Here is a 24,883-nt window from a genome sequence, read left to right as displayed (position 1 = left end):
TATATTTAAGCTTTTAATTTCATTACAGTATCAGCATCTGGTGTTACATAAACAGTTTGCTGATTGTCGTACGTAACAAAACCAAGTCTTGCACCACTCGGCTTTTTCACATGGCGTATTTTGGTGAAATCAACAGGTACAGAACTAGACTCTTTTGCTTTACTGTAATAAGCAGCAATTTTAGCAGCTTCTAGTAAAGTTTCTTCAGCAGGTTCTAAAGAACGAATGACAACGTGAGAACCAGGTATGTCTTTCGTATGTAACCAAATCTCATCACGACGGGCAAATTTCGTTGTTAAATAATCATTTTGTTTATTATTTTTACCGACGAAAATCTCTGTGCCATCACTTGCTACATATTTATCTAATACTGGTTTAGTAGGCTTTTTCTTTCCGTTTTTCGTTTTACGATTGCGCATATAACCTTCTTCAGCTAATTCCTCACGAATTTCTTCAATATCTTTTGAAGAAGCAGCTTCCATTTGTTGAAGTAAGCTATCAAAATAAAGAATTTCTTCCTTTGTTTTTTCGATTTGTTCTTCTACAACAACAACTGAATTTTTCGCTTTTTGGTACTTTTGGAAATAACGTTGTGCATTTTCAGATGGTGTTTTTAAAGGATCTAATGCGATTTTTACAGTTCCACCATTTTCATCATAATAGTTAACGACTTCAATATCTTTATCGCCTTTTTTCAAAGCGTACATATTGGCTGTAAGTAGTTCTCCAAATAGTTGATATTTATCTGCTTTTCCAGCATCTTGTAATGTTTTTTCTAGTTTAATGAGTTTTTTCTCATTTTTATTTTTTTCGTTTTGCATAAAGCGCTCTAAATCATGAGCTTGTTGTTTTACACGGTCACGCTCTGCTTTTCCGAAAAAGAAACGGTCTAGCAATTCACTAACAGATGAGAATGTCTTGTCTTCTCCTGCTAAGTGCGCAAGAGGGAAAAGATAAAAGAATTCTTTCCCGTTTGAAGTAGTCATTGTTGGTGAATATGTATGAGTTAATAATGGTTTTTGTATGGAGAAAAATGCGTCAGCTAATGCTTTTTCATTTACCATACCTGCTTTTTTCACTACTTCTTTTGCGAATAATGGTGATATTCCGGTAAAGGTTCCGACTAGCTGTTTATCCATGTTTCCAGATAGAAAGTCTAGCGGTCTAATAAATTCATCATTTGTTTCGATCTGAAGTGGGTTAATTTTATGTTGTGCTGGTGGTGCAATATATTCAGCCCCAGCGTATACAGTTCGATGTCGGTTTACTGCTAAGGAAACGTGTTTTAAACTATCTAAAATATTGTTTGTTTTTGTGTCTACTAAAATGATGTTACTATGTCGTCCCATAATTTCAATTACTAATGTTTTTAGCGATTCATCACCAATTTCATTTCTGCTACGAACAGTGATTTGAATAATACGCTCTAAATCAATTTGTTCAATTTTTTCAATAAATCCACCTTCTAAATGCTTACGAAGAAGCATACAGAACATTGGTGGAAGTGCAGGTGAATCATAATTTTGATTTGTTAAGTGTAAACGTGCATATGTCGGATGAGCGGAAAGAATCAGTTTTTGATTTTTTCCGTTTGCTCGAATATGTAATAAAATCTCGTATTTTGAAGGTTGATATATTTTTGAAATTCTTCCCGTGTAAAGAGAATTTGCAATTTCATGTGTAATCGCTCTTGTAAATAATCCATCGAATGCCATAAATGAACACTCCTTTCTAACTAAAAGTTAATTATAGCATTTTTTTGGACGAGGCTGAATAAGCTTTCAATAGAGTATGTCTGGAATCAGGAGGTCGATAGCAGGATGAACTGGTATGGAATGCGTGCACATGAAGTGGAAGAAAGAACGAATACGAATGTGAAGGTTGGACTTACAGAAAAAGAAGCAGAAGGGCGAATAAAAAAATTTGGTACAAATGAACTAGATGAAGCGAAAAGGCCTTCTGCACTAATGGTATTTTTGGCGCAATTTAAAGATTTTATGGTGCTTGTTTTGTTTGGTGCAACAATCGTTTCGGCCTTTTTAGGGGAATACATTGATTCTATTGCGATTGTGGCAATTGTTATTATCAATGGTATTCTCGGCTTTTTTCAAGAAAGAAAGGCTGAAAAGTCATTGGAAGCTTTAAAAGAGCTAGCCGCCCCGCAAGTAACTGTACTGCGAAATGGAAAGTGGGTAAAGGCACCGTCTAAAGCACTCGTTTTAGGTGATATTATTAAATTTTCTAGTGGCGATCGTGTTGGAGCTGATGTACGTCTTGTTGAGGCGTCAAGTTTATATATTGAAGAATCGGCTTTGACAGGAGAGTCAGTACCCGTGCAGAAGAAAGTAGAAGCATTGCAAGGGCAAGATGTTTCAATTGGTGATCAAAAAAATATGGCTTTTATGGGTACGATGATTACACGAGGGTCTGGAACAGGAGTCGTTGTAGCAACGGGTATGAATACAGCGATGGGACAAATTGCAAATATGTTACAAAATGCAGAGCAGATGGAAACACCACTGCAAAGAAGATTAGAGCAACTGGGAAAAATATTAATTATTGTGGCTCTTGTTTTGACAGCGCTTGTCGTGTTAGCTGGTGTGTATCAAGGGAATGAAGTGTATCATATGTTTTTAGCGGGTGTGTCGCTAGCTGTTGCTGCTATTCCAGAAGGATTGCCAGCAATTGTTACAGTAGCCTTATCGCTTGGTGTACAGCGTATGATAAAAAAGAGAGCAATTGTAAGAAAGTTACCAGCAGTAGAAACGTTAGGTTGCGCTTCTGTTATATGCTCTGATAAAACAGGAACGATGACGCAAAACAAAATGATGGTAACACATATGTGGTCAGGTGGAGAGTTGTGGAAAGTGACAGGCCAAGGATATGAACCTAATGGCTCGTTTATGAAAGGTGAAAAAGAAATTAATCCAGCTAAGACGAAATCACTTTATCAACTACTTACATTTGGTTCGTTATGCAATAACGCAAATATTATTCAAAAGAAAAAGGCGTATGTATTAGATGGAGATCCAACTGAGGGAGCGCTTGTAGCTGCAGCAATGAAAGCGGGGATAACGCGTGAGGCGCTGAAAGGAAAATTTGAAATTATCCGTGAATTTCCGTTTGATTCAACTCGAAAAATGATGAGTGTTATTGTACGAGATCGAGAGGGTAAAAAGTTTGTCGTTACGAAGGGAGCACCAGATGTCCTTCTGCAAATGAGTCAAACGATTTTATGGGGGGATAAGCAGCAACCATTAAGTGAGTTGTATAGAAAAGAAGTACAGGCGGCTATTCATAGCTTAGGTAGTCAAGCACTTCGAACAATTGCAGTTGCTTTTAAGCCTTTAAAAGTAACAGACTCAATTGAACATGAAAGAGACGTTGAAAAAGATTTTATGTTAGTTGGAATACAAGGAATGATTGATCCGCCAAGGCCAGAAGTAGAGCAGGCAGTAAAAGAGTGCAGAGAAGCTGGTATTCGAACAGTGATGATTACAGGTGATCATAAAGTGACTGCAATGGCGATTGCAGAACAATTAAGCATTTTACCACCAGGTGGACGCGTTGTTGAAGGGGTAGAACTCGCAACTATGGATGTAGAAGAATTAGAAAATGTTGTAGAAGATACGTATGTATTTGCTCGTGTATCACCAGAACATAAATTAAAAATTGTTAAGGCGTTGCAAAATAAAGGACATATAGTAGCGATGACAGGTGATGGAGTAAACGATGCTCCAGCTATAAAAACAGCGGATATTGGGATAGCGATGGGAATTACAGGGACAGACGTTGCGAAAGAAGCTTCTTCTCTTGTATTACTGGACGATAATTTCGCCACGATAAAATCAGCAATTAAAGAAGGTAGAAATATATACGAGAACATACGTAAGTTTATTCGTTATTTATTAGCATCGAACGTTGGAGAAATTTTGGTCATGCTATTTGCAATGTTGCTTGCATTACCGCTGCCAATGGTTCCAATTCAAATTTTATGGGTGAATTTAGTTACTGACGGTTTACCGGCGATGGCATTAGGTTTGGATAAGGCCGAGGGAGACGTGATGAAGAGGACGCCGCGTCATCCGAAAGAAGGGGTATTTGCTAGAGGGCTTGCCTGGAAAATTATAAGCCGTGGCTTTCTAATTGGGGCAGTGACGTTAGTAGCGTTTATTATTGCATATAATCAACATCCAAATGAACTGAAATATGCACAAACTGTAGCGTTTGCAACGTTGGTACTTGCTCAGCTGATTCATGTATTTGATTGCCGAAGTGAGCATTCTGTTTTCCACCGCAATCCGTTTGGAAATGTGTATTTAGTAGGAGCGGTTATCATTTCATTACTACTCATGCTCGTCGTTATATATTATCCACCGTTACAGCCGATTTTTAGCACGATGCCAATACAAGCGAGAGATTGGTTGTTAATTGGAGGTTTATCATCAATTCCGACCTTCTTATTAGTAGGCTCTTTATTAACAGGGAAAAAGGGGAAGAAGGAAAAGCCAATATTATATAAGAAGGGATTAAACTTGAAATAGTCAATGATATGAAAATGTGATATAATTTACAGAAGGTAGTAGAGCCTTGTCTCTATTACCTTTTTCATTGAGTTATTTCATGGCTTGGATGTGATAAAAAATGATTTGTAGTATGACAGGATTTGGAAGGTCGAAAGTAGAGAGTGATACTTTTCAAATTACAGTAGAAATGAAATCGGTGAACCACCGTTTTCTAGAGATGAGTATTCGACTACCGAAGCAAATGATGGTATTTGAAGACAAAATTCGTAAAATAATTGCACAGCAAGTTCGCCGTGGACGTATTGAAGTGTCTATTAGTATAGCGGGTGAAGGGCTTGTTGAAAGAAAATTAAGTGTGAATTGGTCGCTTCTTGAGCAGTACCAATCAATTATGGAAGATATAAAAGGAAAATTTCAATTACAAGATTCTATTACACTCGAGCAATTAATGGCAATGCCAGAAGTAACAGCGATTGAAGAGGTAGAAAACGTAAATGAACAATTTGAGAACAGTTTATATGAGGCTGTTCGCCAAGCTGCTTATATGTTAAAAACGATGAGAGATGGCGAAGGAGAACGATTACATAAAGATATAGCGTATCGCTTACAAGAGATTCACAATTGTGTAAATGCTATTATTCCGCATGCACCAATTGTTACACGAAAATATCGTGAACGATTAGAAAATCGCTTAAAGGAATTACATAATCAAGATCTAGATGAACAAAGATTGCTAACAGAAGTTGCAATCTTTGCTGAGCGTTGTGATATTCACGAAGAGTTAGTTCGTTTGCAAAGTCATTTAGAACAATTCCGTGAAACACTGCAGATTGAAGAGCCTGTTGGAAGGAAAATGGATTTCATCGTGCAAGAGATGCATAGAGAAATTAATACGATTGGTTCTAAGGCAAATGACTTAACAATTTCAAAATATGTTGTAGAAATGAAAAATAACCTTGAAAAAATTCGTGAACAAGTACAAAATATTGAGTAGCTTTCAAAAAATATATAAAGTTATACGTGGTGGAGAAATCGGATAGACTTACTAGGAGGCGCAAACTATGGCCATGCGGTTTTTAAATATTGGATACGGAAATATTGTATCTGCTCATCGAATTATTGCTATTGTAAGTCCGGAGTCAGCTCCTATTAAACGAACAGTACAGGAAGCACGCGAACATAATGCTTTGCTTGATGCTACGTATGGGAGAAAAACAAGGGCGGTTATTGTTATGGATGATGGGCATGTTGTATTAAGTCCAATTCAGCCAGAGACGATTGCACATCGTTTGAATAATAAAGAAGATTTAAGTGAGGAAGGGTAGGTTTTACATATTTATGAGAAGTAGAAGAGGATTGCTCATCGTTCTTTCAGGACCTTCTGGGGTTGGTAAGGGAACGGTTCGAAAAGAGCTGTTTAGTCATGAGGATACACGTTTTCAGTACTCCATTTCAGTAACGACACGTAAGCCACGTGAAGGTGAAGTGGATGGTGTGGATTATTTCTTTAAAGAGAGAGAAGAATTTGAGGAAATGATTCGTAATGAAAAATTACTTGAGTGGGCTGAGTTCGTAGGTAATTATTACGGAACACCAATTGACTATGTTGAAAAAACATTACAAGAAGGAAAAGATGTATTCTTAGAAATTGAAGTGCAAGGAGCAATTCAAGTTAAGAAAGCTTTCCCAGAAGGTGTATTTATTTTCTTAGCACCTCCAAGTTTATCTGAACTAAAGAACCGAATTGTCGGTCGTGGTACAGAAACTGAAGATGTTATTGAAAATCGTTTAACGGTAGCGAAAGAAGAAATTGATATGATGGACGCTTACGACTACGTTGTAGAAAACGACCAAGTTGAACTAGCTTGTGAAAGAATTAAAGCAATTGTGGTTGGCGAACATTGCCGCCGCGAAAGAGTAGCAAAATATTATAAAGAAATGACGGAGGGTCTATAATTATGTTAAATCCATCAATTGATTCATTATTAACAAAAATCGATTCTAAATATACACTTGTAACAGTGGCTGCAAAACGTGCGCGCGAAATGCAACTTGCTAATAACTGTGTTGTAGAAAAACCAGTTTCTCATAAATGTGTAGGTAAAGCATTAGAAGAAATCGATATTGAAGCGTTAAGCTACGTACCAAGTGAAGATAAAGTAACTGAATAAGACTTTGTCTTCGACAATTTAAAACATAGACTTTATAATTTTCTATGTAACGGTAACAACCTATTTACAAGTAGGTTGTTATTTTTTTACGGTAGGGAAGAAATATTGATACTGATGAGCTGATAATCTTGTTTCAGTATTATAAGTTTGAAAAAGAAAGAGGACGAGCCATATGCTAAAAGGGAAAAAGATACTTTTATGTGTAACAGGAGGCATTGCGGTCTTTAAAGCTGCTGCGTTAACGAGTAAATTGACACAATCTGGTGCTATTGTAAAAGTAATGATGAGTGAGTCGGCAATGAAATTTGTTACACCTCTTACATTCCAAGCGCTTTCTCGCCATGATGTATATACGGATACATTTGATGAGAAAGACTCAGCTGTTATTGCTCATATCGATTTAGCAGATTGGGCAGATGTTGTACTTGTTGCACCTGCTACAGCCAATTGTATTGGAAAGTTAGCTAACGGTATTGCAGATGATATGATTACAACTACTTTGTTAGCTACTACAGCCCCAGTGTGGATTGCACCTGCTATGAATGTGCATATGTATGAAAATAAAATTGTTCAAAAAAATATGATGACGTTAAAAACGTTAGGATATACATTTATTGAGCCTGGAGAAGGTTTTTTAGCGTGTGGTTATGTAGCGAAAGGAAGATTAGAAGAACCTGAAGCGATTATCTCACGGTTAGAAGAGGCTTTTTCAGAACAAAAACCATTACATGGAAAAAGAATATTAATAACTGCTGGTCCAACGCGTGAAAAGATTGATCCAGTTCGTTTTATGACCAATTTTTCTTCTGGAAAAATGGGATATGCGATTGCGGAAGTGGCAGCGAACTTAGGTGCTGACGTCATACTCGTTTCGGGACCGACAGCATTACATCCACCATTACATGTAACTACGGTGCAAGTGGAATCTGCGCAAGATATGTTAGAGGCGGTTATTCAACATTATGAAGACGTAGATGTTGTTATTAAAACAGCAGCAGTTGCAGATTATCGCCCGAAATACGTTCATGATAATAAAATGAAAAAGAAAAATGGCGATGCTGTAATTGAACTTGAGAGAACAGTAGATATTTTAAAAACGTTAGGTGAGATGAAGGACAAACAGTTACTTATCGGTTTTGCGGCTGAAACGACAAACGTAGAGGAATATGCAACGAAAAAATTACGTGAGAAAAATGCGAATATGATTGTTGCAAACGACGTAAAGGCGCAAGGAGCTGGATTTGGTACAGATACGAACATTGTAACAATGTATAGAAAAGATGGAGAAGTTATAGAGTTGCCACTTTTAACGAAGAAAGAGGTTGCTCGTGAAATATTAAAGCAAATTGAAATGATGTTAGAAGATGATCGTCTATGAAATTTGCAAGTGTAATTGTTGATGTACCTGCACGTCAGACAGATCGACCATTTGATTATATTATCCCTAAAAAATGGGAAGATATTGTCCAGACAGGCATGCGTGTAGTAGTTCCGTTTGGCCCAAGGAAATTGCAAGGTTTTATTATTGGGATTAAAGATTCTGTTGAAGTAGAAAGTAAGAAGTTAAAGACAATCCATGAAATTTTAGATGTAACACCCGTTTTAAATGAAGAGTTGTTAAAGCTGGGGTATTGGCTTACAAGTGAAACGTTATGTTATATGATTTCAGCTTTTCAAGTTATGCTTCCAACGGCGATAAAAGCAACATATAAAAAACGTCTACAGCTTTGTAAACAAGAAGAAGTAGCACCTGAACTACTGTTTTTATTTCAGGACAAAGAAGCGATAGATTGGGAAGCGATTGAGACGCAGCCACATCTATACCGCACGATTCAACAAGAAATTAAACATGGCACGATTGAAGTTGTTTATCAAGTAAAAGATAAAGTACAAAAGAAGAAACAAAGAGTCGTTCAACCGGAGTTGCCAGAAGATAAATTAGAATTAGCAGCATTTGAACTGAAAAGTAAAAAACAACAAGATGTCCTCTATTATTTTGTGGAAAATTATAAAAGTGTACCGCTAAAAGTAATAACAGAAGAGTTACAAATAACAGATGCTCCAATTAAAGCACTTGTTAAAAAGGGACTACTCTCAGAAAAGTATGTGGAAGTGTACCGAAATCCGTATGACGATGACGATTTTGAACAAACGAAACCATTTCCACTTACTGAGGAACAAAAGCAAGTTATTACACCGATTTTATCATCAATTACAAATGAAACTTACAATCCATTTTTACTATATGGTGTTACAGGAAGCGGAAAAACAGAAGTATATTTACAATCTATAGCAGCGGTGCTCGAGAAAGGAAAAGAAGCTATTGTACTTGTTCCTGAAATTGCACTAACGCCTCAGATGGTAGATCGTTTTAAGGGTAGATTTGGCTCACAAGTTGCAGTTCTTCATAGTGCGCTGTCTGTTGGAGAAAAATATGATGAATGGCGTAAGATTTTAAGAAAAGAAGTGAAAGTCGTAGTTGGTGCACGTTCAGCTGTATTTGCTCCTTTTGAAAATTTAGGGATTATTATTATTGATGAGGAACATGAATCGAGCTATAAGCAAGAAGATAATCCGAGGTATCATGCAAGGGATGTAGCTGTGTGGAGAGGACAATATCATAAATGCCCTATCGTTCTTGGTAGTGCAACACCGACGCTTGAATCGTTTGCAAGAGCGAAAAAAGGTGTGTATGAATTACTGACGATGGAAAAACGTATGAACGAACAAGCTTTACCGACAGTAGAGATTGTTGATATGCGTGAAGAACTTCGTGAAGGGAATCGCTCCATGTTTTCAAAGGCGCTGCATGAAAAAATAGCAGATCGGTTAGAAAAGAAAGAACAAATGGTGCTCTTTTTAAATAGAAGAGGTCATTCTACATTTGTTATGTGCCGTGATTGCGGGTATGTTGTACAATGTCCACATTGTGATATCTCGCTGACATATCATAAAATGAACCATCGTTTAAAATGCCATTATTGCAGTTACGAAGAAAATATGCCGACTGCGTGTCCTGCTTGTCAAAGTACATACATTCGTTTCTTTGGTACAGGTACGCAAAAGGTAGAAGAAGAAATTACAAAACTATTTCCAGAGGCACGAGTCATTCGAATGGATGTAGATACGACGAGTCGTAAAGGGATGCATGAGAAATTATTAAAGGCGTTCGGGGAAGAAAAAGCAGATATATTACTTGGAACACAAATGATTGCAAAAGGGTTAGATTTTCCGAAAGTAACGCTTGTTGGTGTTTTAACTGCTGATACGATGCTTCATTTACCTGATTTTCGGGCGAGTGAAAAGACTTATCAGTTATTGACGCAAGTAAGTGGACGAGCAGGCCGACATGAATTGCCAGGGGAAGTTATCATTCAAACGTATACGCCAGAACATTATAGTATAGAGTTAGCAAAGAACCAACAATATGATGTGTTTTTTGATCAAGAAATGCAAATGAGGCGAACGAGACAATACCCACCTTATTACTATGTTGTACTTGTGACGGTATCTCATCCAGAATTATTAAAGGCAGTACAAGTGACGGAAAAAATTGTCGGTCATTTACGGACTCACTGTTCGCAGCAAACGATGGTGTTAGGACCGGTTGCTTCAGCAATTCCAAGGATAAAAGATAGATATCGTTATCAATGCATGATAAAATACAAACGGGAACCAAACTTAAAGAACGTGCTCAAAATGGTAAATGAACATTATCAAGCAGAAATGCAAAAAGAGCTACAAATCTCAATTGATTTTAATCCAACAATGTTAATGTAGCGGAGGGAAATATGGCAGTTTTAGAAATAGTAAAGCATCCAAATGAAGTGTTAGAAACACCGTGTGAAAGAGTAATTAACTTTGATAAAAAGTTAGTGAAATTGTTGAAAGATATGCATGAAACAATGCTAATTGCGGACGGAGTCGGTTTAGCTGCGCCTCAAGTAGGGGTAAGCTTGCAAGTGGCGGTAGTTGATATCGGTGATGATACTGGGAAAATTGAGTTAATCAATCCATCGATACTAGAAAAACGTGGTGAACAAGTAGGTCCCGAAGGCTGTTTAAGCTTCCCGGGACTTTATGGTGAAGTGGAACGTGCGGATTATATTAAAGTACGTGCGCAAAATCGCAGAGGTAAAGTATTTTTATTAGAAGCAGAAGGGTTTTTAGCGCGTGCAATTCAACATGAAATCGATCATTTACACGGTGTGTTATTTACATCGAAAGTGACAAGGTATTATGAGGAAAACGAATTAGAATAGGTATTAAAAGGAGCGGTTTTTAAATGATAAAAGTAGTCTTTATGGGAACACCGGACTTTTCAGTGCCGGTGCTTCGTCGTCTTATTGAAGATGGCTATGATGTAATAGGTGTTGTGACGCAACCAGATCGTCCGGTAGGTAGAAAAAAAGTATTAACACCTACACCTGTTAAAGTGGAAGCAGAAAAGCATGGTATTCCGGTGTTACAACCGTTAAGAATTCGTGAAAAAGACGAATATGAAAAAGTATTGGCATTAGAGCCGGATTTAATTGTAACAGCTGCGTTCGGTCAAATTGTACCAAATGAAATTTTAGAAGCACCGAAGTATGGATGTATTAATGTCCACGCTTCTTTACTTCCTGAACTTCGTGGTGGTGCACCAATCCATTATGCAATTATGGAAGGGAAAGAAAAAACAGGTATTACAATTATGTATATGGTAGAAAAATTGGATGCTGGTGATATCTTAACGCAAGTAGAAGTGGAAATTGAAGAGCGTGAAACGACAGGCTCGTTATTTGATAAGTTAAGTGAAGCAGGGGCACATCTTCTATCTAAAACAGTACCTTTACTAATTCAAGGTAAGTTAGAACCAATTAAACAAAACGAGGAAGAAGTAACGTTTGCATATAATATAAAACGTGAGCAAGAGAAAATTGATTGGACAAAAACAGGTGAAGAAGTATACAATCACATTCGCGGATTGAATCCATGGCCAGTTGCTTATACAACTTTAGCAGGACAAGTTGTTAAAGTATGGTGGGGAGAAAAAGTACCTGTAACGAAATCAGCTGAAGCAGGTACGATTGTTGCAATCGAAGAAGATGGTTTCGTTGTAGCAACTGGTAATGAAACTGGTGTTAAAGTTACAGAATTGCAACCTTCTGGTAAAAAGCGTATGAGTTGTTCGCAATTCTTACGTGGCACAAAACCTGAAATTGGAACGAAGTTAGGAGAAAATGCATGAGACAAAATGTTCGTGAATTAGCTCTTGATGGTTTAATTCAAGTAGAAAAAAGTGGTGCATACAGTAACTTACTTTTAAATAATCTAATTGAAAAAAGTACAATTGATAGAAAAGATATTGGTTTATTAACTGAAATTGTATATGGAACAATTCAACGTCGTGACACATTAGATTATTATTTACAGCCTTTTTTAAAAAAGAAGGTTGAAGCGTGGGTAAGAGTATTGCTTCGCTTATCTTTATATCAAATGATTTATTTAGACCGAGTGCCCGAAAGAGCGGCTATTCATGAAGCGGTTGAGATTGCAAAGCGTCGCGGGCATAAAGGAATTGCTGGTATGGTGAACGGTGTATTACGTTCGATTCAAAGAGAAGGTGTACCTTCTGTAGATGAAATCAAAGATCCAGTAGAACGCTTGGCAATTGCAACAAGTCATCCAGTTTGGCTTATCCAAGAATGGGCTTCAGAATATGGTTTAGAAACTGCTGAGAAAATGTGTGAAGTTAACATGTTACCGCCTGTACCAACAGCGCGTGTAAATGTTGATAAAATAACAGTAGAAGAAGCAATTACATTATTAGCTAGTGAAGGTATAGAAGCGAAGCGTGGCGATTTATCAGATGATGCAATTCAAATTGAAAAAGGAAATGTAGCGCACACAGATGCGTTTAAAAAAGGTTTTCTTTCTATTCAAGATGAAAGTTCTATGCTGGTAGCACGTGCCTTAGAACCAGATGAGGGAGATGTAGTTCTTGATAGTTGTGCTGCTCCAGGCGGAAAAACAACGCATATTGCAGAGCGATTAAAAGGAACTGGTCAAGTCATGTCCCTTGATTTACATGCACACAAAGTACGTTTAATTAAACAACAAGCAGAGCGACTTGGTCTAGGAAATGTCGAAACAAAGGCATTAGATGCTAGAAAAGTACAAGAACACTTTGCAAATGAAACGTTTGATAAAATATTAGTAGATGCCCCATGCTCTGGATTTGGTGTAATTAGACGTAAGCCTGATATTAAGTTAGGTAAAGATAAAGGCGATAGTGAAAGATTATCGACGATCCAACTTGCAATACTAGAAAAAATCGCACCGTTATTAAAACAAGGTGGTCGCCTTGTTTATAGTACGTGCACAATTGAAAAAATAGAAAATGAACAAGTAATAGAACGATTTTTACAAGAGCATCCTGAGTTTGAGTGGGATACTACGATAAAAGAGCGTATGCCAGAAAAGCTAAGTCCGTATATTGATGAAGGTCAAGTACAAATTTTACCGCATTATTTTGCAACAGATGGCTTTTATATTGCTTGTTTAAGGAAGAAGGTGTAGCATCGTGGAAACGACTGTGAGAAAACAAAAGAAAAATTTAGAAACGAAAAAACCATCAATTTACTCTTTACAACTTCATGAAATGCAAGATTGGTTAAAGGAGCAAGGAGAACCAAAGTTCCGTGCTGGACAAATTTTTGATTGGTTATATAAAAAACGTGTAAAAAATTATGAGGATATGTCAAACCTTTCTAAAGGATTGCGTGAAAAATTGTCGAATTCCTTTGATATTACTACTTTAAATACGTTAGTAAAACAAACGTCTTCGGATGGAACAATTAAATTCTTATTCCAATTATATGATGGATATTCTATTGAAACGGTATTAATGCGACATGAATATGGAAATTCCATTTGTGTAACAACACAAGTAGGTTGTCGTATTGGGTGTACGTTCTGTGCTTCAACGCTTGGCGGTTTAAAGCGAAACTTAGAAGCTGGAGAAATTGTAGCACAAGTAGTAGAAGTGCAACGTGCACTTGATGAATCAGAAGAACGTGTAAGTTCTCTTGTCGTTATGGGAATTGGAGAACCATTTGATAACTATGATAATTTAATGGGATTCTTACGCATCATTAACCATGAAAAAGGACTTCATATTGGTGCGAGACATATGACGGTTTCGACAAGTGGAATCATTCCGAAAATTTATAAGTTCGCTGAAGAAGACTTACAAATTAATTTTGCGATTTCACTGCATGCTCCAAACTCAGAATTACGTTCAAAATTAATGCCGATTAACCGTGCTTATAAGCTACCAGATTTGATGGAGGCTATTAAATACTATGTAAATAGAACAGGGCGTCGTATTACTTTTGAATATGGACTATTTGGAGGCGAAAATGACCAAGTTGAGCACGCTGAAGAGCTTGCTGCGCTCTTGAAAGGTGTAAAATGTCATGTGAACTTAATTCCGGTAAACTACGTACCTGAACGTGATTATGTACGTACGCCACGTGAACAAATTTTCTTATTTGAAAAAACGTTAAAAGATCGTGGAGTAAATGTAACGATTCGCCGTGAACAAGGTCATGATATTGATGCAGCCTGCGGTCAGTTGCGTGCGAAGGAGCGCAAAGAAGAGACGAGGTGACGAGATGAAAGCCGTGTTTCTATCAGATAAAGGAAAAGTTCGTCAACATAATGAAGATAGTGCAGGAGTTTTTCACAATTTAGATGGAAATATTTTAGCGGTAGTAGCAGATGGAATGGGAGGTCATCGAGCTGGTGATGTAGCTAGCTCGATGACCATTCAATTATTCCATGATTATTGGAAGCAAACGCATAATATGAACGAGCCAAAAAAAGTAGAAGAGTGGTTACATACTAGTGTGGGGATTATTAATGAGCGTATATATGAATACTCTAAGCAACATGTAGAATGTAACGGCATGGGAACAACACTTATAATAGCGATTTGTACATCAAATTTTGTGACGATAGGTCATATAGGAGATAGTCGTTGTTATATGGTATCAGAGGGGGAAATCTCGCTTGTAACGGAAGATCACTCACTTGTCAATGAACTTGTGAGACATGGTGAAATTTCAAAAGAAGACGCAGAATATCACCCGAAAAAGAATGTTTTGTTAAGGGCATTAGGAACAGAAGAGAAAGTCGGATTAGATGTGAAAACATTAGTGCTAGAGGAAGATGATCAGTTACTTCTTTGCTCTGATGGACTATCTAACAAAGTTTCTATTGCTGATATGCAACAAGTTTTACAGTTAAATGAACAGCTAGAAACTAAGGGACAACGTCTCATTCAATTGGCGAATGATCGTGGCGGGGAAGATAATATCACCCTTGTTCTGATTGATTATGCGGGTTCGACAAACGAAAGTAGGTGAAGTGCAACGTGCTGATTGGAAAACGCTTAAATGACCGTTATAAGCTACTGAAAATGATTGGTGGCGGTGGAATGGCCAATGTGTATTTAGCTCATGATGATATACTAGGCCGAGATGTAGCGGTGAAAATATTAAGACTCGACTATTCAAATAACGAAGAGTTTATTAAACGTTTCCATCGAGAAGCGCAGTCTGTTACAACGTTGTCGCATCCAAATATTGTGAATATGTATGATGTCGGAGAAGAAGATGGTATATATTATCTTGTAATGGAGTATGTACCAGGACAAACATTGAAGCAATACATAATTGAGCGAGGGATGTTACCGATAGGAGAAGCTCTTGATATTATGGAGCAGTTAACATCCGCCATGGCACACGCCCATCATTTTGAAATTGTGCACCGCGATATTAAACCGCACAATATTTTAATTCGAGCTGATGGAGTAATAAAAGTAACAGATTTTGGAATTGCGACAGCTACAAGTGCAACAACAATTACACATACAAATTCAGTACTCGGTTCGGTGCATTATTTATCACCAGAACAAGCACGCGGCGGGATAGCAAATAAACAATCAGATATTTATTCCCTAGGGATTGTTATGTTTGAGTTGTTAACAGGAAGACAACCGTTTTCTGGTGAATCTGCTGTTGCTATAGCTTTAAAACATTTACAAAGTGAAATTCCGTCTCCAAAAAGATGGAATGAAAGTATTCCGCAAAGTGTCGAAAATATTATATTAAAGGCAACTGCGAAAGATCCGTTTCATCGATATCAATCTGCCAATGCGATGAAACGAGATATTGAAACTGCGCTATATCCAGAGAGGATAAATGAGCAGCCATTTTACATACCGGAAGATATGGAAGCGACAAAAGCGATTCCGATTATTCAACAAGAACAATTATTCGAAAATGTTACTGATGAAACAATTGTTTTAAAAGGAAGTAAAGTGGATGAACAGACAAGAAAAGAAGAAACGGATTTAAATAAGAAGAAAAAACGAAGTAATAAATGGCTTAAAATTTTAATTACAACATTTTTACTTTTAGCGATCGGAATAACGTTAGCCCTTACTGTTATTCCAGGATTCTTTATTCCAAAAGATGTAAAAGTCCCTGATGTGTCTGGTATGAAATATACGACTGCAGTAAATACATTAGTTGAAAAGGGTTTTGAGGTTACGGAACCTAATATTGTATATACAGATGATGTAGAGGTCGGTGGTGTTCTAAAAACAGACCCTGCGGCCGGAAGAGTCGTGAAAGAGAACTCTAAAATTACTATCTATCAATCAGGTGGGAAAAAGAAAAATAAGATGAGTGATCTCACAGGAAAAGATTTTGAGAGCATAAGGTCTGAATTAGAAGAAAAATATAAACAAGTTACAATAAATTATATTGAAAATGATAGACCAAAAGGTGAAATCGTTGAGCAAATTCCGACGCCGGATCAAATGGTAGTAGAGGCGGAACAAGACTTGAAAATTTGGGTAAGTAAGGGTCCTTATCAAATTAGACCAGGTGACTTTTCAGGATGGACTGAAAATAGTGTCAATGGTTATTTGAATGAGAGGAAATTAACTCCAGATATAAAACGAGAGTATTCTGATACTGTTGATAAAGGACTTGTAATTTCGCAATCTCCAAAACCAGGAACGCCGTTAAAAGAAGGAGATAAAGTGACGATTGTCATCTCAGAAGGTCCTAAGCCGAAAGTAACGAAAACAGTGAAAGTAGATAATATTTCTATTCCGTATGAGTCTTCTATAATAGGTGAGAAAAAACCGCAAACGATAGAAATTTATAAAGAAGATATGCAACAAAAAATGGATAGACCAATTGAAACTAGAACAATTTCAGAGTCGGCAACTATTTCATTAGAATTTGTAATTCAAGAAGGTACAAAAGGACATTATAAAATTGTACGAGATGGTGTAACGATTATCGACAAAGAAGTACCATACCCAACTCAATAATAATGAATTCCATTTTATCTCCAAAGAGAATGGAATGTATTACTTCTGCCTGTTATGCTGTCTACATATAGTGGACTGTATAACAGGCAAAAATATATGATTCAAAAAGATATAAAAGTGATACTGTTATAAATAATATTTTAAATTTGATGGTAGATTAAATATATTAATGTGTATATATGACGGGTTTTGAAATCTTTATTTAAAGAATGATAATCCATTCAATATGAATTACAGCTTCACTTTATACAGAATAAAGGAGAATTATATGCCAGAAGGAAAAATTGTAAAAGCTCTAAGTGGATTTTATTATGTGCAGCATGAAGAAGGGATTACACAATGTCGCGGGCGTGGTGTGTTTAGAAAAAATAAAATTACACCACTGGTAGGAGACCAAGTTGTTTTTCAGGCTGATAATCCAAGTGAAGGATACGTGCTTGAAGTATTTGATCGAAAAAATGAACTTGTCAGGCCTCCTATTGCTAATGTTGATCAAGCAATTCTTGTTTTTTCAGCAGTAGAACCAGATTTTAATCCGGGACTGTTAGATCGATTTTTAGTGCTGATTGAATATCATAACATTAAGCCGATTATTTGCATTAGTAAGATGGATTTAGTGGATGAAAAAATGAGAGAGACTGTTGAATCTTATGCAAATGACTATCGTGAGATGGGATATGATGTATTATTTACTTCTATAAATACATCGGAAAGTATTGATATTTTAAAACCGTTCTTAGAAGGTTGTGTTTCCGTTGTTGCGGGGCAATCTGGTGTTGGAAAATCTTCTATGCTTAACGTCTTACGTCCAGAATTAGAACTGAAAACGAATGATATTTCCTCACATTTAGGACGCGGGAAACATACGACAAGACACGTAGAATTAATTGCGATTGGAAGCGGACTAGTTGCAGATACACCTGGTTTTAGTTCACTCGATTTCATAGATATAGAGGTAGAAGATCTTACATATTGTTTTCCGGAGTTGAAAGAAGCGAGCCAATACTGTAAATTTAGAGGGTGTACACATCTTTCTGAACCGAAATGTGCTGTGAAGGCTGCGGTTGAAGAGGGGAAGATTACAGAATATCGTTATAAGAATTACAAACAATTTGTAGAAGAAATTAGAGAGAGAAAGCCGAGGTATTAGTTATGATTAAAATTGCACCATCGATCTTATCAGCAGATTTTTCAAAATTAGGGGAAGAGATTAAAGATGTAGAAAAAGGCGGAGCGGATTACATTCACGTCGATGTAATGGATGGACATTTCGTACCAAATATTACGATTGGACCATTAATTGTAGAAGCAATTCGTCCGATCACATCGTTACCGTTAGATGTACATTTAATGATTGAAAATCCTGATAACTATATCCCGACTTTCGCAAAAGCGGGAGCGGATATTATTACTGTTCATGTAGAGGCGTGCCCTCATTTACATCGTACAATTCAGTTAATTAAATCTCATGGCATTAAAGCAGGAGTTGTATTAAATCCGCATACGCCAGTTTCAGTGATTGAGCATGTATTAGAAGATATTGATATGGTATTACTTATGACAGTAAACCCTGGATTTGGTGGGCAGAAATTTATCCATTCTGTATTACCGAAAATTAAACAAGTTGCAGAAATGGTTAAAGAGCGCAATCTAGAAGTAGAAATTGAAGTTGATGGTGGTGTAAACGCTGAAACAGCAAGACTTTGTGTAGAAGCAGGAGCAAATGTACTTGTAGCTGGGTCAGCAGTATACAATCAAAAAGACCGCGGTGAAGCAATTCGTGTCATTCGTGGATAATGAATGAACGAGTCTTTATCCCAGTGAATCTTCTAGTGTAGTAAGTTTTCACTATTTATAAAGGATAGAGAAAAAATATGTAAAAAGGCAATCTACCGAATGGCAGATTGCCTTTTTACAATAGAAGGGGGAAGGAAACATGATTATTCATATTTTAGCGGGAGGACCTGCGGAATATTGTGCAGATTTTTCTCCATATGAAAATGAAAAAGTAGTGTGGGTGGCAGTTGATAGAGGAGTATATCGTTTATTAAAAAGAGGTATTACTCCTGCTATTGCGTTTGGAGATTATGACTCGGTTACTGAAGAAGAATTAGCATGGATGGGGCAACAAACAAATGATTTACATATTGTTCCTCGTGAAAAAGATCAAACAGATTTAGAAATTGCGATTAACTGGGCGTTAGAACAAAAGCCGGCACTCATTCGTATTTTTGGTGCTACTGGCGGAAGACTTGATCACGGTTTAGCGAATATACAGATGCTTTTAAAAGGATTAGAAGTAGGAATAGAAATGGGTATTGTAGACAATCAAAATGAAATAAGTGTAAAAAGAGAGGGTACACATATAATTGAAGAAAATGAAAATTTCCCTTATGTATCTTTTGTGCCTGTTACTGAAATAGTGGAAGGGATTACATTACTTGGTTTTAAATATCCTCTAACGAATAAAAAAATAGAGTGGGGATCAACACTTTGTATTAGTAATGAACTCGTTGAGGAAAAAGGTACTTTTTCATTTACTTCTGGCATATTAATGGTGATAAGAAGCACTGATTAAAGAAACAATTTTGCTCCTTACATCATATAGTGAACAAGTGGAGTAATGGGGATTAGGAGGGAAACCATGAGATTTTATACAATTAAGTTACCTAAATTTCTTGGTGGAATTGTTCGTGCCATGTTAAATACCTTCAAAAAAGATTAAAAAAAGCACCTATTACCGGTGCTTTTTCCATTGGTATAGTAAAAAAAGAGCCTAGCGGCTCTTTTTTTTATTATTAAACACGTTCGATTTTGCCAGATTTTAATGCTCTAGCAGAAACGTAAACACGTTGAACTTTTCCGTCGATGCGTACGCGAACTTTTTGAAGGTTAGCGCCCCACTTACGTTTTGTAGCGTTCATTGCGTGAGAACGAGAGTTACCAGAACGAGCTTTTCTTCCAGTAATAGCACAAACACGAGCCATTTATATTTCCCTCCCTTGATACCTTACCATACGTAATTTTTCAATGTTAGTCTTTTATGCGATGCTAAAAACACTACTATAATTTAACACAACTAAAAAGAGAATGCAACACTGTAGAAAAAAGAAATCAAGAAAAATTACTTGACACTATATGTCAAGTAAGAAAAGTTGAAATCAAGAAAAATTGCTTGACATATTATAGTGATACATGTTGTATAATAACAATGGACTATTTTGCTCATCATAAAAAAGTGTAGTTTTCAACATAAAATATGAGAGTGAAAAAGAAAGAACGATGGAATTTTCTTTAAAAAGATTATATGATAGTAACTAAAGTAGTCTAACTCACTTTCACCATTTATGAAGGGGGAAAACGAGATGTCAATTGAAATTAAAACGAAGTACGGTCAAATTGATATTAGTACAGATGTAATTGCAACAATTGCTGGAGGTGCCGCGGTAGATTGCTACGGTATCGTAGGTATGGCATCAAAAAATCAGTTAAAAGATGGATTAACAGACATTTTACGAAAAGAAAATTTCACTAGAGGTGTTATTGTTCGTAAAGATGAAGATGAAGTACATATTGATATGTATATTATTGTGAGCTATGGTACGAAAATTTCAGAAGTAGCACATAACGTGCAGACGAAAGTGAAATATACATTAGATCAAACTGTAGGACTAGCAGTAGATTCTGTAAACATCTACGTACAAGGAGTTAAAGTAATAAACTTGTAATGTGCATTAAGGAGGAAAATCTGTGTCAATTCAAAAAATTGATGGAAAACGTTTATCACAAATGATCATTCAAGGAGCGAATAATTTAACGAATAATGTTCAGCTTGTTGATGCATTAAACGTATTTCCAGTTCCAGATGGCGATACCGGTACAAACATGAACTTATCTATGACTTCAGGCGCACGTGAAGTGAAAGCAAATCCTTCACAACATGCTGGTAAAGTCGGCGTAAGTTTAGCCAAAGGATTATTAATGGGAGCTCGTGGTAACTCTGGAGTTATTTTATCTCAGTTGTTCCGTGGTTTCTCGAAATCCATTGAACAAAAAGAAGAATTAACAACAGTTGATTTTGCTGCAGCTTTAGAAGCTGGAGTAGAGGCGGCTTACAAAGCGGTTATGAAACCGATTGAAGGAACGATTTTAACGGTTGCAAGAGAAACGGGTAAATATGCAGTAACAGTTGCGAAAAAACAGCGCGACTTTGTTTTGTTTATGGAAGACGTTGTGAAAGAAGCAAACGCATCGTTAAATCGTACGCCAGATTTATTACCTGTATTAAAACAAGTTGGCGTTGTAGATAGCGGTGGTAAAGGTCTTGTAGTAGTATACGAAGGATTTTTAGCTGACTTAAAAGGAGAAACGATTTCTTCTGATGCACCTGCCCAACCATCTATGAATGAGATGGTACGTGCAGAACATCACCGTAGTGTACAAAGCCAATTGAGTACAGAAGATATTAAGTATGGATATTGTACGGAGTTCATGGTGAAATTAGAAGCTGAAAAAGTGAAAGAACATAATTTCTCTGAACAAAAATTCCGTGAAGATATTAGTGTGTATGGTGATTCACTACTAGTTGTATCTGATGATGAAATTGTAAAAGTTCATATTCATGCAGAGCATCCTGGAGACGCTATGAACTACGGACAACGTTACGGTAGTTTAATCAAGATTAAAGTAGAGAATATGCGTGAACAGCATACTGCTTTATTAGATGAACCTGCTATGATGCCTGAGCCAACTAGCCAGTCTAAAGAGAAACAACCGTACGGTATCGTAACTGTAGCTATGGGATCTGGTATTAAAACTTTATTTGAAAGCATTGGCGCGACGAAAGTTATCGAAGGTGGCCAAACGATGAATCCGAGTACAGAGGATATCGTGAAGGCGATTGAAGAAGCAAATGCTGAAAAAATCATTATTTTACCGAACAACGGGAATATCGTAATGGCAGCAGAACAAGCAGCGTCAGTTGTGGATCAAGAAGTGATTGTAGTTCGTTCAAAAACAGTTCCTCAAGGTATGGCTGCAATGTTAGCATTTAATCCAGTTGGAACGCTAGAAGAAAATGAAGAAAACATGAAAGAAGCTTTATCTCATGTGAAAACAGGTCAAATTACGTATGCTGTACGTGATACGGAAATTGATGGTGTGGCAATTCAAAAAGATGATTTCATGTGTATCGCAGATGGAAAAATCGTATCAACAAATGCTGAAAAAGTAGGAGCTGCGAAGCAATTACTAGAAGCACTAATTGATGAAGATTCTGAAATCGTAACGATTCTACAAGGTGAAGATGCAACTGACGAAGAGGTAGCTGAATTAGTTGAATTTGTAGAAGAGAATTTTGAAGATGCAGAAGTAGAAGTACATGCTGGAAACCAACCGGTGTATTCTTTCATCTTCTCTGTAGAATAAGAAAAAATTCGTTTTGAAAATAAATGGATTACTTACTTGCTAATGGATAATAAGTAGTAATATGAAGTTTATTACTAGTTTTTATTCAAAAGGCTAGCATATTGAAGATCAAAAAGAGCCTTGCTGCTAATAGTGAGGCTCTTTTCTTTCGTGTTGTTTATGAGGGATTTGAGTAGTTTCTCTTAGAATGCCTATGATAGAATATATAGGGTGAAAGAGAGCGATTACAGATGTCAATCATGTTAATGGATAATGAATCAAAAAATAATGTGACGGAGCGTGAGAATCTTGAATGAAGTTGTACAAGTTCCTGTTACGGATGTAAAGGGAATCGGAGGAGAAACATCTGAATTACTACACGAGATGGGAATTTATACAGTTTCTCATCTATTAGAACATTTTCCGTACCGTTATGAAGACTATGCGATGAAAGATCTTGCGGAAGTAAAGCATGATGAACGTGTAACAGTTGAGGGGAAAGTTCATAGTGCTCCTTTACTGCAATATTATGGGAAGAAGAAGTCGCGTCTTACGGTTCGTGTCCTCGTAGGTCGTTATTTAATTACAGCTGTATGTTTTAATAGGCCGTACTATAAGCAGAAGTTAAATTTAGATGAAACGGTAACGATTACTGGTAAATGGGACCAGCATCGTCAAACGATTGCGGTATCAGAACTTCATTTTGGACCGGTTGTACGTCAACAAGAAGTGGAGCCTGTGTACTCAGTGAAAGGGAAACTTACAGTAAAACAGATGCGCCGTTTTATTGCACAAGCGTTAAAGGAGTATGGAGACTCTATAGTTGAAGTGTTACCAGATGGATTGCTAAGTCGGTATAAATTACTGCCACGTTATGAAGCGCTTCGGGCTTTGCACTTTCCAGCGGGGCAGGAAGACTTGAAGCAAGCGCGTCGCCGTTTTGTATATGAGGAGTTTTTCTTATTTCAGTTAAAAATGCAAACGTTACGAAAAATGGAGAGGGAAAATTCGAAAGGGACGAAAAAAGAAATTCCTTCAGAAGAATTGCAAGAGTTTATTGATGCACTTCCGTTTCCGTTAACTGGTGCGCAAAGCCGAGTTGTAGATGAAATTATGAAAGATATGACATCTCCTTATCGAATGAATCGTCTGTTGCAAGGTGATGTAGGTTCTGGTAAAACTGTGGTTGCTGCAATTGGTCTTTATGCAGCGAAATTAGCGCATTATCAAGGTGCTTTAATGGTTCCAACAGAAATTTTAGCAGAACAACATTATCAATCGCTTGCAGAGACGTTCTCGCACTTTGGTATGAAGGTTGAATTGTTAACAAGTTCAGTTAAAGGCGTGAGACGCCGAGAGATTTTGGCAAAATTAGAACAAGGAGAAATAGATATCCTTGTTGGAACGCATGCTTTAATTCAAGATGAAGTTATTTTTCATAGGTTAGGTCTCGTGATTACTGATGAACAACATCGATTTGGTGTAGCGCAGCGACGAGTTTTACGTGAGAAAGGTGAAAGTCCAGATGTATTATTTATGACAGCAACACCAATTCCACGTACGTTAGCAATTACTGCATTTGGAGAGATGGACGTTTCTATAATCGATGAGATGCCAGCTGGTAGAAAGGTAATTGAAACATACTGGGCAAAACATGACATGTTAGATCGTGTTCTCGGTTTCGTAGAGAAAGAGATAAAAAAAGGAAGACAAGCATATGTTATTTGTCCCCTTATTGAAGAATCTGAGAAACTTGATGTACAAAATGCAATTGACTTACATAGTATGCTGACTCATCATTATCAGGGGAAATGTCAAGTCGGATTAATGCATGGAAGATTATCATCTCAAGAAAAAGAAGAGATAATGGGGCAATTTAGTGAAAATAAAGTGCAAATTCTTGTGTCGACAACAGTTGTTGAAGTAGGTGTGAACGTACCGAATGCGACTGTAATGGTTATTTATGATGCAGAGCGTTTCGGTTTATCACAGCTTCATCAGTTAAGAGGACGTGTTGGGCGTGGTAGTGAACAATCGTATTGTTTATTAATAGCGGATCCAAAATCGGAAACGGGAAAAGAACGAATGCGTATTATGACCGAAACGAATGATGGATTTGTATTGTCGGAAAAAGATTTAGAGTTAAGAGGTCCTGGAGATTTCTTTGGGAGTAAGCAAAGTGGTTTACCAGAATTCAAGGTTGCTGATATGGTACATGATTATCGGGCGCTAGAAACAGCTAGACAAGATGCGGCGTTACTAGTAGATTCAGAAGCGTTTTGGCATAATGATCAATATGCGTCGTTGCGTACGTATCTTGACGGGACAGGTGTGTTCCAGGGAGAGAAGCTCGATTAAAGGGAGGCAACAAAAGTTTTTGTTGCATT

22 protein-coding genes are annotated in these 24,883 nt (G+C 37.0%); 20 read left to right on the top strand and 2 right to left on the bottom strand.

Annotated features, from left to right (window positions below):
- Window positions 1-5 precede the first annotated feature (5 nt).
- A complete protein-coding gene (locus tag MR079_RS01020; protein ID WP_242293318.1) occupies window positions 6-1,715 on the bottom strand; it encodes an Rqc2 family fibronectin-binding protein in 1,710 nt (569 codons plus the stop codon).
- 105 nt (window positions 1,716-1,820) lie between these two features.
- Between MR079_RS01020 and MR079_RS01015 the strand changes: the two genes are divergently transcribed.
- The 17 genes from MR079_RS01015 (at window position 1,821) to spoVM (ending at window position 19,815) form a co-directional block, all read left to right on the top strand.
- A complete protein-coding gene (locus MR079_RS01015; RefSeq protein WP_001104744.1) occupies window positions 1,821-4,544 on the top strand; it encodes a calcium-translocating P-type ATPase, SERCA-type in 2,724 nt (907 codons plus the stop codon).
- Window positions 4,545-4,644: 100 nt separating this feature from the next.
- A complete protein-coding gene (locus tag MR079_RS01010; RefSeq protein WP_242293317.1) occupies window positions 4,645-5,520 on the top strand; it encodes a YicC/YloC family endoribonuclease in 876 nt (291 codons plus the stop codon).
- A gap of 67 nt (window positions 5,521-5,587) precedes the next feature.
- Window positions 5,588-5,851, top strand: coding sequence for an extracellular matrix/biofilm regulator RemA (gene remA, locus MR079_RS01005; protein ID WP_001251456.1), 264 nt, complete (start codon window positions 5,588-5,590; stop codon window positions 5,849-5,851).
- A gap of 13 nt (window positions 5,852-5,864) precedes the next feature.
- Complete coding sequence (gene gmk / locus MR079_RS01000) at window positions 5,865-6,482, top strand: guanylate kinase (RefSeq protein WP_001257738.1); 618 nt, start codon at window positions 5,865-5,867, stop codon at window positions 6,480-6,482.
- 2 nt (window positions 6,483-6,484) lie between these two features.
- Window positions 6,485-6,697, top strand: a complete 213-nt coding sequence (rpoZ, locus tag MR079_RS00995; RefSeq protein WP_000933969.1) for a DNA-directed RNA polymerase subunit omega — start codon at window positions 6,485-6,487, stop codon at window positions 6,695-6,697.
- A 172-nt stretch (window positions 6,698-6,869) separates the two neighbouring features.
- Window positions 6,870-8,075: a bifunctional phosphopantothenoylcysteine decarboxylase/phosphopantothenate--cysteine ligase CoaBC gene (gene coaBC / locus MR079_RS00990; RefSeq protein ID WP_242293316.1), complete on the top strand. Its 1,206-nt coding sequence runs from the start codon at window positions 6,870-6,872 to the stop codon at window positions 8,073-8,075.
- The gene (gene priA, locus MR079_RS00985; protein ID WP_242293315.1) at window positions 8,072-10,477 is read left to right on the top strand and encodes a primosomal protein N'; all 2,406 of its coding nucleotides are present in this window, start codon (window positions 8,072-8,074) and stop codon (window positions 10,475-10,477) included. The genes coaBC and priA overlap by 4 nt, the downstream gene beginning before the upstream one ends.
- An 11-nt stretch (window positions 10,478-10,488) precedes the next feature.
- Window positions 10,489-10,959, top strand: coding sequence for a peptide deformylase (def, locus tag MR079_RS00980; RefSeq protein WP_000279468.1), 471 nt, complete (start codon window positions 10,489-10,491; stop codon window positions 10,957-10,959).
- A 23-nt stretch (window positions 10,960-10,982) separates the two neighbouring features.
- Window positions 10,983-11,927 (top strand): methionyl-tRNA formyltransferase, encoded by a 945-nt coding sequence (gene fmt, locus MR079_RS00975; protein WP_000598791.1) that lies wholly within the window; start codon window positions 10,983-10,985, stop codon window positions 11,925-11,927.
- Window positions 11,924-13,258: a 16S rRNA (cytosine(967)-C(5))-methyltransferase RsmB gene (gene rsmB / locus MR079_RS00970; protein ID WP_242293314.1), complete on the top strand. Its 1,335-nt coding sequence runs from the start codon at window positions 11,924-11,926 to the stop codon at window positions 13,256-13,258. Before fmt ends, rsmB begins: the two co-directional genes overlap by 4 nt.
- 4 nt (window positions 13,259-13,262) lie before the next feature.
- The gene (gene rlmN / locus MR079_RS00965) at window positions 13,263-14,351 is read left to right on the top strand and encodes a dual-specificity RNA methyltransferase RlmN (RefSeq protein WP_000450543.1); all 1,089 of its coding nucleotides are present in this window, start codon (window positions 13,263-13,265) and stop codon (window positions 14,349-14,351) included.
- A 4-nt stretch (window positions 14,352-14,355) separates the two neighbouring features.
- On the top strand, window positions 14,356-15,108 hold the full coding sequence (locus MR079_RS00960; RefSeq protein WP_139866958.1) for a Stp1/IreP family PP2C-type Ser/Thr phosphatase: 753 nt from the start codon (window positions 14,356-14,358) through the stop codon (window positions 15,106-15,108).
- Between the two features lie 8 nt (window positions 15,109-15,116).
- The gene (gene prkC, locus MR079_RS00955; protein ID WP_242293313.1) at window positions 15,117-17,090 is read left to right on the top strand and encodes a serine/threonine protein kinase PrkC; all 1,974 of its coding nucleotides are present in this window, start codon (window positions 15,117-15,119) and stop codon (window positions 17,088-17,090) included.
- Between the two features lie 268 nt (window positions 17,091-17,358).
- Window positions 17,359-18,240, top strand: a complete 882-nt coding sequence (gene rsgA, locus MR079_RS00950; RefSeq protein WP_001113936.1) for a ribosome small subunit-dependent GTPase A — start codon at window positions 17,359-17,361, stop codon at window positions 18,238-18,240.
- Between the two features lie 2 nt (window positions 18,241-18,242).
- Entirely contained in the window at window positions 18,243-18,887 is a 645-nt protein-coding gene (gene rpe, locus MR079_RS00945; RefSeq protein ID WP_000589966.1) for a ribulose-phosphate 3-epimerase, read from the top strand.
- A 139-nt stretch (window positions 18,888-19,026) separates the two neighbouring features.
- A complete protein-coding gene (locus MR079_RS00940) occupies window positions 19,027-19,668 on the top strand; it encodes a thiamine diphosphokinase (protein ID WP_242293312.1) in 642 nt (213 codons plus the stop codon).
- Window positions 19,669-19,734: 66 nt separating this feature from the next.
- Window positions 19,735-19,815, top strand: coding sequence for a stage V sporulation protein SpoVM (gene spoVM, locus MR079_RS00935; protein ID WP_001213599.1), 81 nt, complete (start codon window positions 19,735-19,737; stop codon window positions 19,813-19,815).
- Window positions 19,816-19,888: 73 nt separating this feature from the next.
- Here the strand turns inward: spoVM and rpmB are convergent, their stop codons facing one another.
- Window positions 19,889-20,077: a 50S ribosomal protein L28 gene (gene rpmB / locus MR079_RS00930; RefSeq protein ID WP_000124776.1), complete on the bottom strand. Its 189-nt coding sequence runs from the start codon at window positions 20,075-20,077 to the stop codon at window positions 19,889-19,891.
- Between the two features lie 378 nt (window positions 20,078-20,455).
- Between rpmB and MR079_RS00925 the strand changes: the two genes are divergently transcribed.
- From MR079_RS00925 to recG, 3 genes are all read left to right on the top strand, one after another.
- On the top strand, window positions 20,456-20,818 hold the full coding sequence (locus tag MR079_RS00925; protein ID WP_000021109.1) for an Asp23/Gls24 family envelope stress response protein: 363 nt from the start codon (window positions 20,456-20,458) through the stop codon (window positions 20,816-20,818).
- A gap of 22 nt (window positions 20,819-20,840) precedes the next feature.
- Window positions 20,841-22,517 (top strand): DAK2 domain-containing protein, encoded by a 1,677-nt coding sequence (locus tag MR079_RS00920; protein ID WP_000027114.1) that lies wholly within the window; start codon window positions 20,841-20,843, stop codon window positions 22,515-22,517.
- A gap of 288 nt (window positions 22,518-22,805) precedes the next feature.
- Window positions 22,806-24,854, top strand: a complete 2,049-nt coding sequence (gene recG, locus MR079_RS00915; protein ID WP_087954491.1) for an ATP-dependent DNA helicase RecG — start codon at window positions 22,806-22,808, stop codon at window positions 24,852-24,854.
- Window positions 24,855-24,883 lie beyond the last annotated feature (29 nt).

The organism is Bacillus cereus group sp. BfR-BA-01381 (assembly GCF_022663555.1).
GTDB classification, from domain to species: domain Bacteria; phylum Bacillota; class Bacilli; order Bacillales; family Bacillaceae_G; genus Bacillus_A; species Bacillus_A pacificus.
The sequence above is the reverse complement of the archived record's forward strand: the minus strand, read 5'-3'. Positions and strand labels throughout refer to the sequence as shown.

Coding starts and splice junctions, on each gene's coding strand:
- MR079_RS01020 (WP_242293318.1), bottom strand. CDS start 1,715: ATGGCATTCGATGGATTATTTACAAGAGCGATTACACATGAAATTGCA.
- MR079_RS01015 (WP_001104744.1), top strand. CDS start 1,821: ATGAACTGGTATGGAATGCGTGCACATGAAGTGGAAGAAAGAACGAAT.
- MR079_RS01010 (WP_242293317.1), top strand. CDS start 4,645: ATGATTTGTAGTATGACAGGATTTGGAAGGTCGAAAGTAGAGAGTGAT.
- remA (WP_001251456.1), top strand. CDS start 5,588: ATGGCCATGCGGTTTTTAAATATTGGATACGGAAATATTGTATCTGCT.
- gmk (WP_001257738.1), top strand. CDS start 5,865: ATGAGAAGTAGAAGAGGATTGCTCATCGTTCTTTCAGGACCTTCTGGG.
- rpoZ (WP_000933969.1), top strand. CDS start 6,485: ATGTTAAATCCATCAATTGATTCATTATTAACAAAAATCGATTCTAAA.
- coaBC (WP_242293316.1), top strand. CDS start 6,870: ATGCTAAAAGGGAAAAAGATACTTTTATGTGTAACAGGAGGCATTGCG.
- priA (WP_242293315.1), top strand. CDS start 8,072: ATGAAATTTGCAAGTGTAATTGTTGATGTACCTGCACGTCAGACAGAT.
- def (WP_000279468.1), top strand. CDS start 10,489: ATGGCAGTTTTAGAAATAGTAAAGCATCCAAATGAAGTGTTAGAAACA.
- fmt (WP_000598791.1), top strand. CDS start 10,983: ATGATAAAAGTAGTCTTTATGGGAACACCGGACTTTTCAGTGCCGGTG.
- rsmB (WP_242293314.1), top strand. CDS start 11,924: ATGAGACAAAATGTTCGTGAATTAGCTCTTGATGGTTTAATTCAAGTA.
- MR079_RS00960 (WP_139866958.1), top strand. CDS start 14,356: ATGAAAGCCGTGTTTCTATCAGATAAAGGAAAAGTTCGTCAACATAAT.
- rsgA (WP_001113936.1), top strand. CDS start 17,359: ATGCCAGAAGGAAAAATTGTAAAAGCTCTAAGTGGATTTTATTATGTG.
- rpe (WP_000589966.1), top strand. CDS start 18,243: ATGATTAAAATTGCACCATCGATCTTATCAGCAGATTTTTCAAAATTA.
- MR079_RS00940 (WP_242293312.1), top strand. CDS start 19,027: ATGATTATTCATATTTTAGCGGGAGGACCTGCGGAATATTGTGCAGAT.
- spoVM (WP_001213599.1), top strand. CDS start 19,735: ATGAGATTTTATACAATTAAGTTACCTAAATTTCTTGGTGGAATTGTT.
- rpmB (WP_000124776.1), bottom strand. CDS start 20,077: ATGGCTCGTGTTTGTGCTATTACTGGAAGAAAAGCTCGTTCTGGTAAC.
- MR079_RS00925 (WP_000021109.1), top strand. CDS start 20,456: ATGTCAATTGAAATTAAAACGAAGTACGGTCAAATTGATATTAGTACA.